At 59.5% G+C, this 14,985-nt stretch carries 1 protein-coding gene (only partly in view); it reads left to right on the top strand.

Annotated features, from left to right (window positions below; translation table 11 throughout):
- Positions 1-14,985 carry the 3' portion of an autotransporter-associated beta strand repeat-containing protein gene (locus B9Z49_RS08755; protein WP_108353073.1) on the top strand. It extends 12,063 nt beyond the left edge of the window, so 14,985 of the gene's 27,048 nt are visible here — the last part of the coding sequence; its start codon lies beyond the left edge, outside the window; the stop codon is at positions 14,983-14,985.

Below are 14,985 nucleotides of genomic sequence, written 5' to 3'. Positions count from 1 at the left end.
CTAACGATCGGTGGTTTGGATACCGACCAATACGGTGTTTGGTTCAACTCGGGTGGATTGAATGGTTTAGCGGTTTCTGCCACCAAGAACGCCGCACACTATTTCGGCGCAGATGACGTGGGCAATGGCACGGGTTTTTACACCCTGGACAGCATCTCTGACTTGCGAAACTACCTGGGCTTTTCAGACCAAACGGGGCTGAAGTTCAAGTTGGTGGGCGACATCGACTTGACGGGTTCTGCGGGATTTCACATTCCCTATGTGTCGGGCACCTTAAACACCAACGGTGTCACGGTCACCAATTTGGCACTTAACCAACTCAATGCCAACCTGGGCTTTTTGGGCTACACCCGCAGCGCCACCAATGCCAACACCACAGGATTGACCGTCAGCGGCTCGGTGGTGGGCACCAGCAATTTGGGCTTGGCGGTGGGCTCGAGTTGGCAGCGTGGTTTGTCCACCGTGAGCACCTCGGGTAGCGTGACGGGCACCGATCTCAAGTATTTTGAAGCCTTTAACCAAGACGTTCGTGGCGAAAACAATGCCAGCTTCGTGGGCCAAAGCCAGGTGGGTGGGGTATTGGGTTACGGCTGGGGCAGCAGCGGTACGTTGTTGAGCCTGTCGGGCGTTCAATCCTCAGCCACCGTGACCGGTGTGAGTTCAGTTGGTGGTGTGGCGGGTCGGCTTGATTACGCGGCGGTGAGCAACACCACCTCTTCTGGTGCGGTCACCAGTGTGGCCACGACAGAAGTGACATCACCCCAACGCACGGGCGGCGTGGTGGGCTATTTGGAGCAATCCGAATCCACCATCCAAAACAGCAGCCACACGGTTGGGCTGGTCAAGGGTTACCAATGGGTGGGTGGTCTGGTCGGCCATTCGCAAGGCATGGTGGGCTCGGCCGTGGTGAACAGCACGCCCACTTATGACACCTTTGTGACCAGCAATGTGGAAGGCAAAGGCGAGCGCGTCGGCGGCGTGGTGGGTTATTTGCAGCACAGGGACTTGCAAAACGCACAGATGAGCGGCACGGTCACCGGCTGGACCGTCAACGGTGCACCCGAATTCGCGGGCTACTACACCGGTGGTCTTGCGGGTCTGGTGGAGCAAGGCACGAGTGATTCGCGTTACACCGGCACCTTGGTGATGGGTTCGCACCAGACCGGTGGTGGCATCGGCCAAGCGGGTCGAGTGCTCCGCGTGACCACCACTGGTGAGGTTCAATCAAATTCCAGTTATGTAGGTGGGGTGGCAGGCTATGTGGGAACGATCACCTATTCGTCATCGAGTGCCAATGTCAGAAGCAACAGTGAAAGCGTAGGCGGTTTGGCAGGTCGCGTTCAGGGGGGCTGGATTTATGACAACTTTGCGACAGGCGAGGTCACCGGCTTGAACGGCGGCTATGCGGGTACCTACACCGGCGGCTTGATTGGTTACACCAATCAACCTATTTGGCGTTCCTACGCCACCGGTATGGTCAAAGGGGGACACCGGACCGGTGGCCTGATTGGCACGATTGATCAAAACGTTTACGACTCTTACGCAACGGGCAACGTTTACAGCAATAGCTCATGGGTGGGTGGTTTGGTGGGGTTTGCCAACTCCGTTGAAAACTCGCGTGCCTCAGGCAACGTGGAAGGCAGCGCTGACACTGTGGGCGGCTTGGCAGGATACACATACCAATCCCTCAACAGCCGAGCCTCTGGCAATGTCCGAGGTGGCGACCGCACGGGCGGTCTTATTGGTTCAGCCGCTCACTGGACCATCAATAACAGTCACGCTACTGGCAACGTGGTCGGCACCAGCCGTGTGGGTGGATTGATTGGCTACTATTCGGGGAATACGCTGACCAGTTCTTCCGCGACAGGCTCGGTTACGGGAACAAGTGAACGCGTGGGTGGATTTATTGGCGAAACTGGCGGCGGTACGATCACCGCGTCCTACGCCACAGGTGCGGTCACTGCTTCAGGCGGGGCCTTTGTTGGCGGTTTTGTGGGCTACAACAACAGCAATATCTCAAGCAGTTACACCACCAGCACCGTGACCTCCTTGGGTGAATACGTGGGCGGCTTTGTGGGCTTGAATGCGGGCGGAACCATTGCATCGGCATCCACCACGGGCAGCGTCTACAGCTCGACCTGGGGCAACTATGTGGGTGGCTTTGTGGGCCGCAACGACGCGATCATTAACAATTCCACGGCGGTGATCACCACAGTCAACTCGGTCACCGGTGTGGGCGTGAAGGGCCGTGCTTTGGTGGGCGGCTTTGCTGGTTGGAGTAATGGCGGCTCCATCACCAACTCATTTTCTCAAGCCAGTGTGGTGGGCACGCAAGACACGGTGGGCGGCTTCGTGGGGCAGATTAACAGCGGCACCTTGTCACTCAATGGCGCTGAGGGCAGTGTGCAAGGTGTGAACCGAGTGGGTGGATTTGCGGGTTACATGAGCGGGGGGGGCATCAACAGCTCATACACCAACACCACGGTGGTCGAGACCAGCGCAACAAACTCCTCCGGTGTGGGTGGCTTTGTGGGCAAAATGGACAACGGCAGCATCACCTTGTCCCGTGCGGCCGGCTCGGTGTCGGGCTTTGGCAGTGTGGGCGGCTTTGTGGGCTACATGAACAATGCCGGCACCATCAGCCAGTCTTACACCACGGGTGCAGTCACGCAAGTGAGCACATCCAGTCTTGGGAGTAGCTCCGGAGTGGGTGGTTTTGCCGGTTATTTGGGCGGCGACTTCACAGGCTCGATTAGCGACTTTTATGCCATGGGCGCGGTCGCAGGCACGCAGAACGTGGGTGGCTTGGTGGGTTATGCACAAAGAGCCACGTTGAGCAACGGCTATGCCACCGGCATGGTGGTGGGCAATGCGGCCACCACGCCGTCGCCCTACTACAGCGGTGCTGTGTTCGGCAGGGTCAACAACGGTTTTGTGAGCGGTACCAGCGGCGCATTGCGCGTGGTGCCCACCAATCTGTATTGGGACAGCACCACCTCCAATCTGTCCGCCGACGCCACAGGTGGCGGCAGCACGGCGCTGTCGACGGCCGCTTTCAAGGGCGCTTTGCCCACTGGCTTTGGCAGCACCGAATGGGGCACCAGTGCGGGTATGTACCCTTACTTGAAGGCGTTCTTCCCCACCCAGCCGCGTGCCATCGAGGGATTTGCTTACAACAGCGACGGCACAGTGGCGCAGCGCGGCCAAGTGGCGCAATACACCAGCGGCACGTTGCTCAATGGCACGCTGCTCAATGGCGGTACCGCTTCAACAGGTGTCAATGGCTACTACTACAGCGTGGTGGGCTCGAATACGTTGATGCGCGATTCGGCCATCCCTGAAGCCATCAGCGCCATCACGGTCAGTACCGGTGGCGGTGGTTACTCGGCAACGCCCAACGTCACCATTTCGGGGGGCGGCGGGTCGGGTGCCACCGCGACGGTGTCTCGTGTCAACCCTGTGGGGGGAGCGACCACCAATTCGATTTACGGTATCACGCTGACCAATCCAGGCGCCGGTTACACCTGGGCGCCAACCGTCACTCTGAACGACGGAGGCTACCAGCCACACATCACGGCAGCTACATTCAATGTGACCTTGGCAGCGCCCATGTTTGTCAGCACCAAACTCGCAACCACCTTGACAATACAAGGTGCCAGCCAGGTGGGCGGCATGGTTTACACCGACTTGCTGACGCCGGACGCCAACATCAACTTAGTTGGCTCGGTGACCCAAGGCATCACCCGGTTGAATACAGGCGCGGCCAGTGTGTCAGCGCTCAACACCGACATGGACAACACCATCGGCGCAGCCAAGCGTGCGACTTTCTCCAGCACCTTGCCGACCATGTCGTCTCTTGAATTGACCGCGCGGGCAGGTACTTTCAATGTCGATACTTCCCTGTCCTACTCCGACAATGGCCTGGACAATGCGGGTTTGATCACCGTGAACAGCACCCAGGTCACTTTGTCAAACGGCAACGTCACCAGTAGCAAAACCCAAAACTACAACGCGGCCTTGACCCTGGCGGCCGACGCCACATTGACTGCCACCACGGTGACCACCTCGTCCACCTTGGCCGGCGGAGGTTACAGCCTGACGGTGGCGGCCAACGCCACCGACGGCAGCGGGAACTTGACGACCGGCGGCAACAGCACAGGCTTGTCCAGCCTGGCGGTGGCGCGCAATACGGTGCTGGCCGGTGATGTGGCCTCCAGCGGCAACCAGACTTATGGCGGCACGGTGGTACTCAAAACCAACGCCAGCATGACGGCCACGGGCGCCAATGCGGTGGTCAGCGTGGCAGGCACGGTCGACAGCGACGCCACTTTGACGCCGCGCGCGCTGGTGATCAATGCGAGTGGCGCAACGAGCAATGTGGTGCTGGGCGGCTCGGTGGGTGCAAGCGCGCCACTGACGAGCTTGGCGATCACGGCCAGTGACATCGATGTCAACGGCGGAACAGTCACCACCAACGCGGCTCAAACTTTTACCGGCCCCGTGACCTTGGGCGCCAACACCACGCTCAGCGGTGTGGCGATCACCTTGGGCAGCACCGTCAAGTCCGACGGCACCAACCGTAGCCTGGCGATCAACGACAGCGGCACCACTAGGCTCGCCGGTGCGATCGGCGGCAGCACCGATGGCGAAAAGCTCAGCAGCCTGACGACCAATGCAGGCGGCAACACGTTGCTGAATGCCGGCAGCGTGCGCACCACCGGCGCGCAGACCTTCGGTGATGCGGTGACCTTGGGAGTGAACACGGCTTTGACGGCCAGCACGGTGACCACGCAAGAGGTGCTGGTGGGCAATGCCAAAACGCTGACGATCACGGGCAACGCGGTGCTGGGCGACGGCGTAACAGACACGGTCACCGGTTTGACGACTCTGTCGGTCAGCGGCACCACAGCGATCAACACCAACACCATCACCAGCACGGGTGCGCAGACCTACACCGGCGCGGTGACCCTGGGCTCAGACACCACGCTCAGCGGCGTGGCGATCACTCTGGGTGACACTGTCAAATCAGTCGGCACGAACCGCAGCCTGACGATCAACGACAGCGGCACCACCACGCTGGCCGGTGCGATCGGCGGTAGCACCGATACAGAAAAGCTCAGCAGTTTGACAACTGACGCAGGTGGCAACACGCTGCTGAACGCAGGAGCCGTGCGCACCTCTGGCGCGCAGACCTTTGGTGATGCGGTGACCTTGGGTGCCAACACCACCTTGAGCGGTGTGGCGATCACCCTGAGCAGCACCGTCAAGTCCGACGGCACCAACCGCAGCCTGGCGATCAACGACAGCGGCACCACCACTTTGGCTGGTGCGATCGGCGGCAGCGCCGTTGGCGAAGAACTCAGCAGCCTGACGACCAATGCAGGCGGCAACACGTTGCTTAACGCCGGCAGCGTGCGCACCACGGGTGCGCAGACCTTGGGTGATGCGGTGACCTTGGGAGTGAACACGGCTTTGACGGCCAGCACGGTGACCACACAAGAGGTGCTGGTGGGCAATGCCAAAACGCTGACCATCACGGGCAACGCCGTGTTGGGCGACGGCGCAGCAGACACGGTGACCGGTTTGACGACCCTGTCGGTCAGCGGCACCACCACGATTAACACCAACACCATCACCAGCACGGGAGCGCAGACCTACACCGGCGCGGTGACCCTGGGCTCAGACACCACGCTCAGCGGCGTGGCGATCACTCTGGGTGACACCGTCAAATCAGACAGCACGAACCGCAGCTTGACGATCAACGACAGCGGCACCACCACGCTGGCCGGAGCGATCGGCGGCAGCACCGATACAGAAAAGCTCAGCAGTTTGACGACTGACGCAGTTGGCAACACGCTGCTGAACGCAGGCAGTGTGAGCACGACCGGCGCGCAGACCTTCGGCGATGCAGTGACCTTGGGTGCCAACACCACCTTGAGCGGTGTGGCGATCACCTTGGGCAGCACCGTCAAGTCCGATGGCACCAACCGCAGCCTGGCGATCAACGACAGCGGTACCACCACTTTGGCTGGTGCGATCGGCGGCAGCGCCGTTGGCGAAGAACTCAGCAGCCTGACGACCAATGCAGGCGGCAACACGTTGCTTAACGCCGGCAGCGTGCGCACCACGGGTGCGCAGACCTTCGGTGATGCGGTGACCTTGGGTGTGAACACGGCTTTGACGGCCAGCACGGTGACCACACAAGAGGTGCTGGTGGGCAATGCCAAGGCCTTGACGATCACCGGCAACGCGGTGTTGGGCGACGGTGCAACAGACACGGTGACCGGTTTGACGACCCTGTCGGTCAGCGGCACCACCACGATTAACACCAACACCATCACCAGCACGGGAGCGCAGACCTACACCGGCGCGGTGACCTTGGGCTCAGACACCACGCTCAGCGGTGTGGCGATCACTCTGGGTGACACTGTCAAATCAGTCGGCACGAACCGCAGCCTGACCCTCAACGACAGCGGAGCCACCACTTTGGGTGGTGCGATCGGTGGCACCGGCGTAGCCGGCACCGAAGGCGACCGACTGGCCAGCCTGACCACCGACGCCGCCGGTACAACCGCAATCAACGGCGGCAGCGTGCGCAGCAGCGGCACGCAAACCTATGGCGATGCGCTGACCCTGGGTGCTGCAACCACCTTGGCCGGCAGCACCATCACCAGCCTGAGCACAGTGGCGGGTACTGGCAACGCACTGACGATCATGGGCAACGCGGTGTTGGGCGACGGCGTAGCAGACACGGTGACCGGTTTGACGACCCTGTCGGTCAGCGGCACCACCGCGATCAACACCAACACCATCACCAGCACGGGTGCGCAGACCTACACGGGTGCGGTGACCTTGGGCGAAAACACCACGCTCAGCGGTGTCGCGATCACATTGGGTGACACCGTCAAGTCCGACGGCACGAACCGCAGCCTGACGATCAACGACAGCGGCACCACCTCGCTGGCCGGTGCGATCGGCGGCAGCACCGATACAGAAAAGCTCAGCAGTTTGACAACTGACGCAGGTGGCAACACGCTGCTGAACGCAGGAGCCGTGCGCACCTCTGGCGCGCAGACCTTTGGTGATGCGGTGACCTTGGGTGCCAACACCACCTTGAGCGGTGTCGCAATCACCCTGGGCAGTACCGTCCAGTCCGACGACACCAACCGCAGCTTAGTCGTCAACGACAGCGGCACCACCACGCTGACCGGAGCGATCGGTGGCAGCACCGAGACAGAAAAGCTCAGCAGTTTGACGACTGACGCAGGTGGCAACACGCTGCTGAACGCCGGCAGCGTGCGCACCACGGGTGCGCAGACCTTCGGTGATGCGGTGACCTTGGGAGTGAACACGGCTTTGACGGCCAGCACGGTGACCACACAAGAGGTGCTGGTGGGCAATGCCAAAACGCTGACGATCACGGGCAACGCGGTGCTGGGCGACGGCGTAACAGACACGGTCACCGGTTTGACGACTCTGTCGGTCAGCGGCACCACAGCGATCAACACCAACACCATCACCAGCACGGGTGCGCAGACCTACACCGGCGCGGTGACCCTGGGCTCAGACACCACGCTCAGCGGCGTGGCGATCACTCTGGGTGACACTGTCAAATCAGTCGGCACGAACCGCAGCCTGACGATCAACGACAGCGGCACCACCACGCTGGCCGGTGCGATCGGCGGTAGCACCGATACAGAAAAGCTCAGCAGCATCACCACCGATGCAGCGGGCTCAACCGCGATCAACGGCGGCAGCATTACCACCACGGGCGCGCAGAGCTTCAATGATGCGGTGACCCTGGGCGCAGACACCACGCTCATCGGCGTGGGCGTCACCTTGGCCAGCACCGTCAAGTCCAGCGGAGCCAACCGCAGCTTGATCATCAACGACAGCGGCACCACCACCTTGGGTGGCGCAGTCGGCAGCGCGACGGCAGGTGACAAACTCAGCAGCATCACCACCGACGCGGCGGGCACGACCGCCATCAATGGCGGCAGCATCACCACCACGGGTACGCAGGCCTTCAACGATGCGGTGACCTTGGGCAATGACACCACGCTCACTGGTGTGGGCATCACCCTAGGGAGCACCGTCAAATCGAGCGGTGGCAACCGCAGCTTAGTCGTCAACGACAGCGGCGCAACCATCTTGGGCGATGCGATCGGTGGCAGCACCGATACAGAAAAGCTCAGCAGCATCACCACCGATGCGGCCGGCACGACTGCGATCAACGGCGGGATCATCTCTACCGTCGGTTCCCAAACTTTCAACGACGCGTTGACGCTAGGCGCCAACACCACCTTGACGGCGACCGACACCGGTGCGGTGATCACCACGGCATCGACGATCAACAGCGATTCGGCAAGCACGCCGCGTGCGCTCACCCTCACGGCCAGCGGTTCGGGCGGCAATGTGGTGCTGGGTGGCCCGCTGGGCGCTACTGCTGCCTTGAGCAGCCTGGCGGTGACGGCCAGTGCTATTGACCTGAACGGCGGCGCGGTGACCAGCACTGCGGGTCAGACTTATACCGGGCCGGTGACCTTGGGAGCCGACACCACGCTGACGGGCACAACCGTGACGACTTTGGGCACTGTCGCCGGCAATGCCAAGACATTGAGCATCGCAGGCAATGCGGTATTTGGCGATGCGTCAGTGGACACGTTGACGGGCTTGAGCAGCTTGCAAGTCAGCGGCAGCACCGTTATCAATGCCAGCGATGTGAGCAGCACCGGTTCACAGACTTACACCGGTGCGGTGACTTTAGGGACTGACACCACGCTGGCAGCCAGCAACGCAGCCGCAGTCATTACCCTGGCATCCAGCGTCAATAGCGACGCCGTTTTGACCCCGCGCGCCTTGAGCGTCACGGCCGGCGGTGCTGCTGCCAATGTGATTCTGGGCGGCGCAGTCGGGAGCGTGGCCTCCTTGAGCAGCTTGGCGGTGACTGCCAGTGACATTGACTTGAACGGCAGCACCGTCACCACCACCTTGAGCCAGTCCTATGCCGGTCCGGTGACCCTGGGCGCTGATACCACGCTGTCTGGTGCAGGCATCACTCTGGCGGACGCGATCAAATCCAACGGAATCAACCGCAGTTTGACGATCAACGACAGCGGAGCCACCACTTTGTCCGGTGCGATCGGTGGCACCGGCGCAGCCGGCACTGAAGGCGACCGACTGGCCAGCCTGACCACCGACGCCGCCGGTACAACCGCAATCAACGGTGGCAGCGTGCGCAGCAGCGGCACGCAAAACTATGGCGATGCGCTGACCCTGGGCGCTGCAACCACCTTGGCCGGCAGCACCATCACCAGCCTGAGCACAGTGGCGGGCCCTGGCAACGCACTGACGATCACGGGCAACGCTGTGTTGGGTGATGACGTAGCAGACACGGTGACCGGTTTGACGACTTTGTCGGTCAGCGGCACCACAGCGATCAACACCAACGCCATCACCAGCACAGGTGCGCAGACCTACACGGGCGCGGTCACTCTGGGTGCGGACGTCACGCTGACAGGGAGCAGTTTCCTTGCGGGTGGGGCGATCACGGGAGGTGGATACGATTTGAACGTGGGCTCAGATGCCCAATTCGATGCCAACGTGACTGACGTGAAGCAATTGTCAATCGCGGGCAACACCCGTTTGGGTGGCAACATTGGCACGACCGGAGATCAAATCTATACGGGTACTTTGAGTTTGCTCAGCGACGCCAGCTTGACCACCACGGGCAGTGCAAGCGTGATCACGCTCACCGGAGATCTCAACAGTGTCACCACAGCCAAGGCGCTGACTGTGAATGCCACAGGGGGTTCTGGCAAAGCCATCATCACCGGCAGTATTGGCAATGCACCCGGTTTGAGTTCTTTGTCGGTCAGCGCAGCCGATATCACTTTGAACTCAGCGGCCATCCAGACCAGCGGCGAACAAAATTACACAGGTGCTATCACATTGCGCAGTGATACATCTTTGACCGCTTCTACTGTGAGAATTGGCAGTGGCAGTGACATCACGGGGGCAGGACAAAACTTGTCCATTGTTGGCAACGCCAGCATGGGTGGGCAAATCAGTGGCGTCGCCAACCTCAGTGTTTCTGGCAATGCCGAGTTGGGCGCGCGAATTTCGACAACGGCCCTGCAGCAATATGGGGGAAATCTTTCCCTATTTGCCGATACGCGCTTGAGCGCCAGTAGCATCAGTATCGGTGGCACCATCGACGCGAATGCGGCAGGTGCTCAAGGCTTGAGCTTGGACACCGGTGCTGGTGCGCTGACTTTGTCCTTTGATGTGGGTAGCTCGCGTGCGCTGAAAGATTTGAACGTGAAAGCCGGTCAGATCAATTTGCCCAATGGCCAGATCACGACCAGTGGTGCCCAGGTGTATGACGGCGCTGTGGCCCTGACCAGCAGTGCAAATCTCAGCGGTTCGTCGGTGCTCACAAAGGGCACGGTCACTGGCAATGGCAGCGCACTGCAAGTCAATGGCAATGCCCAATTTGATGCTTTGGTGTCGGGTTTAAGCACGGTCACGGTGAATGGCTCTGCGCAATTGGGTGCGAATGTGAGCACCACCGGCGATCAAACCTACACCGGCGCTGTCACCCTTACCACGGACACGACACTGAGCGCCAACAAGGTGGTCATTGGCGCCACACTCCAAGGAGCTGGCAAAGGATTAATCGTTAACGGTGCAGGCGGGCTTGTAACGGCAGGTGACCTCTCTGGTTTGAACTCCTTGCAGGTGGATCACAACGCCACTTTGGGCGGCGGTGTTTCTTCCAGCGGTTCGCAAATCTTTGGCGGGTCTTTGTTGCTCGCCGGTGATGCCCAATTGGTGGCCACGGGAGCTGCTGCCATCATCCGTATTGACGGTATGGTTGACAGCGCTGCTGGCCCCACAGCCCGTGCACTGGGCATTCTTTTGAGTGGTGTGGGCAGCCAAGCCATTTTGAATTCGGCTGTAGGAACCAGCGCTCCCTTGAGCAGTTTGAGTCTCTCTTCACCGGATATTCAATTGAATGCGGGTTCTGTTCAAACCACGGGCGTGCAAAGCTACGGCGGCACGGTCAACTTGGTCAAAGATACGACCTTGATTGGCCAATCAGTAGCGACCACCACCGGAACGGTGGTGCAAGGTGGCAACTTCAGCTTGGGCGTGACCGGTGATGCCAATCTGGCTGGACAACTGACCGCCTTGAGCAGTTTGAACGTCACAGGCGCCACACGCCTGGCCGCCGATGTGTCCACCCTTGCCGGGCAAACCTATGGCGGCGCAGTGACGCTGGCCAGTGACAGCACTTTGACCGACCTCACCAATGTCCGTTTCATGGGCGCAGTGGATGCATCGACGGTTGCAGGTGCATCCCTGACTGTGAATGCCACTGGCACTGTCACATTCGACGGGAATGTTGGGGCTGCCAAGTCCTTGGCATCGCTGGTGATCGATGCCTCGTCGGTCAATACCCAAAGCTTGGCCGTTAGAGACCAATTGCGAATTGCGGTTAGCGATGCGAACACGCCAAGCATCTTGAACGGTGCTCTGAGTGGTTTGGTAATGGGTTTGACTAAAACAGGCGATGGCGTATTGGAGTTGGCAGGCACCAATGCCTATACCGGAGATACTCGCATCGAGGCAGGAGCCCTTGTGCTGACCGGTGCCGCAACTTTGGGTCAAGGCAACTACACCGGTGCCATTCAACTGTCGCAGGGTACGCGATTTGAATTCGACTCGAGTGCGGCTCAAATCCTCGCAGGCACTGTCAGTGGTGCAGGGCAAGTCAAGCAATTGGGCTCTGGGGTATTGAGCCTAAGTGGGACGAACACCTACAGTGGTGGCACTGTGTTCGCTGGGGGTGTGCTGGAGGCAGCAAGTGCTGGGGCCTTGTCCAATACGGGTGATTTGGCGTTCAGCGGCGGCACGCTGCGCTACAGCACCACCAACCAACAAGATTACTCCTCACGTCTGAGTTTGACGGACAACGCATACCGGGTGGATACGGCTGGTCAAGCTGTGACGTTTGCCACGGCCTTGGTCGGCAACACTAGCAGCTTGAACAAGCTTGGCGCAGGCAGCTTGACGCTGACCGGTCAAAACACCTACGAGGGTGTCACGCAAGTGAATGGCGGACAGCTTGTGCTGGATGGTGCAGTTCAATTGGGTGGTGGGCAATATGCCGGCGCCATTCAGTTGGCAGGGGGTGCTTCGTTGGTGCTGAAAGGCAACCAAGCGCAAACGCTGAGCGGCGTGATCAGTGGAGCCGGTGGCTTGGTCAAAGACTCATCCAACAGCACATTGACGTTGACGGGTGATAACACTTACACGGGCGATACCACCATTGCAGTTGGGACTTTGAAACTGGGCGATGGCGGCTCAACTGGCAGCCTGGCTACAGGTTCTTTGTCAATAGGTCAGGGTGCCAATGTGTTGGTTCACAAAAGCAATGATGTGAACCTAGCGAACTCGACCATCACCGGATTGGGTCGGCTTTCCGTGGAAAGCGGCTTGGGTGATGTCGTGATCAATTCCAGAATTAATTTGTCTGGCAACGATTCGACTGTGAGCCTCAAAGCGACTGCAGGTGATGTGACGCTGATGCCGAACGCCCTTGTCCAAGTTGCTGGCAACTCGCCTTCCAACAACGTGGGTGCTATCCACGTGGAGGCTGCAAGCTTCACCAACAATGCAGGTGCATCCGTCTTCGCGCTGACTTCGCCTCAGGCCCGGTGGTTGGTTCATACCCAGTCACCAGCTTTGGACTTGAAGGGCGGTTTGGCTTATCAGTTCAAACAATACAGGGCAGGGCCTCAGGCCGAGCCACTTCAAAATTCAGGGAATGGGTTTTTGTACCAAGTCTCGCCTGAGGTGACAGTATCTTTGCAAGGCGTGAGTCGCGCGTACAACAAAACCAATGCGGCAAATCCTGCTGATATGCGTTTCACTTCCAGCGGAACGCTTTTGGACGGCGACAAGTTAACCGATCTCAAACCGATGACCAACACGGCTGGTTATGGGGCGACTTTTGGCGGCGTCGATGTCGGTGTACACACAGTCACACTGACCAATGCCATCTTTGAGACCACCGATGCCGTTGGCGCGAGGGTCTATGGTTATTTGCCCACGCAAGGTCTGACCTTTGTAGGTCAAGGCACCATCACCCCATTCCTGCTGAACAATGTGTTCGAGGTCATCGGGAAAACTTATGATGGTTCAACTGCGGCAAATGTGGTGGTCACCCCTAATTTGGGCTCCGTTTTTGCCGGCGATGTGGTGAGTGCTTCTTTCGGCTCAGCCTCATACAACAGCAAAGATGTTAGAGACGCAAACAAAGTCACTGTTTTGGGTGGCGCCCTGAGTGGTACAGATGCACGCAATTACGCATTGGCACCCATCACCATCCTTGACGGCCTTATCCAACCTAAAACGCTCAGTCTCTCGGCATCTAAAACCTACGACGGCACAACGGATCTGAGCAATGCGGTGAACTTGCAGACCGGTGTCAACGGCGAGGTCTTGAGCTACACCGGCGCGGTGTCTTCGGATGCACACGTCAACACTGCAAATAAATTCATCACGGCCATTACCCTCGGAGATGGTGCCTCGGGTCTTCAGTCCAATTATCGGCTGCCGACTTTGAGCATCGCCAATGCACCTGTGGTGGTGCTTGCCCGACCTGTCAATGGCCAAGCGACCATCGCAGGGGAGTTTGACAAAACTTTTGACAACAAAGTCGATGTGGACTTGACTAAAGTCAGTTTGGTTGGACAGATCACCGGTGCAGTAGCGGGGGATCAGTTGGTATTGGATTTCTCGCCTGTTTCACTGGCCTATGTGTCCAGCCAAGTCGGTTCAACAAAAATCAAGTCCGAGGGATTGGCTGACTTTAGATTGTTGAGTTCGACATCGCGAAGCGAACGCAGCGACTATGTCTTTACACCGCCTGTGATAGTCGACGTGGCAGCAAATATCATCCCCATACCCGAAGAGCCTGAAGTGCCAATCGTTCCTACGGTGCCTAAGGTGCCCGTCGTGCCAGTCGTGCCAGTCGTGCCCGTCGCGCCAGTCGCGCCAGTCGCGCCAGTCGTGCCAGTCGCGCCAGTCGCGCCAGTCGCGCCAGTCGCGCCAGTCGCGCCAGTCGCGCCAGTCGCGCCAGTCGCGCCAGTCGCGCCAGTCGCGCCAGTCGCACCAGTTGTGCCAGTCGCACCAGTTGTGCCAGTCGCGCCAGTCGTGCCAACTACGCCTGCCGCACCTGTCGCACCGCCTGTTGTTCCCCCGATACAGGTGCCAGCGCCTCAAGTGTCAGCACCTGTTTTGTCAATCCCCGCGCCGAGTGGTGCTTTGGGCGTCACTCCAGCGGCCTTGCCCACTGCTTCGCCTGTAGCTGCACCTTCTGGGGGTGTTGCTACTGGAAGTACAGGAAGTACAGGAGGTACAGAAAGTACAGGAAGTACAAGTACTGGCAGTACAGACAGTTCAAGCAGTACAAGCAGTACAAGCAGTACAAGCAGTACAAGCAGTACAAGCAGTACAAGCAGTACAAGCGCAGAAGGATCATCAAGTTCGAGTGGCTCGGCCAGCTCTTCTGGTGCTGCAGAGCCATCGGGTGAGGCGACGGCTTCTTCGAGTACTTCCGATGCCAAAGACAGTGCAGACAAAGACAAAGACAAAGACAAAGGAACAGGCCAAGAGACACGGCAAGCCGAGAGGACGGATCAGCCCAAAGTCGCAAGCGACAGCGAACCCACCGTGCAGTTGCGTCAGTCCGTGGAGGAGCCCGTTCAAATCCGCACTGTCCAAAATGTTGAATTGACCGGCGCAGAAACGGTGAACGTACAAATTCGCGTCCCAGAGCCCGGAGCCACGGGCGCATCCCAGGTTATTCAAGCCCCAACGCCTGTCACGAATTCGGTTGAAATCAGGCAGATTGCGCCAGTTGTGCCGCAGACCAATGTGCCAGCCCCCATCCGCGTGCAGATACAGCCAAATTGA

Source organism: Limnohabitans sp. 2KL-51 (assembly GCF_003063645.1).
Lineage (GTDB): Bacteria > Pseudomonadota > Gammaproteobacteria > Burkholderiales > Burkholderiaceae_C > Limnohabitans_A.
Note: the sequence above shows the minus strand (reverse complement) of the source record. Positions and strands in the feature narration are given on the sequence as shown.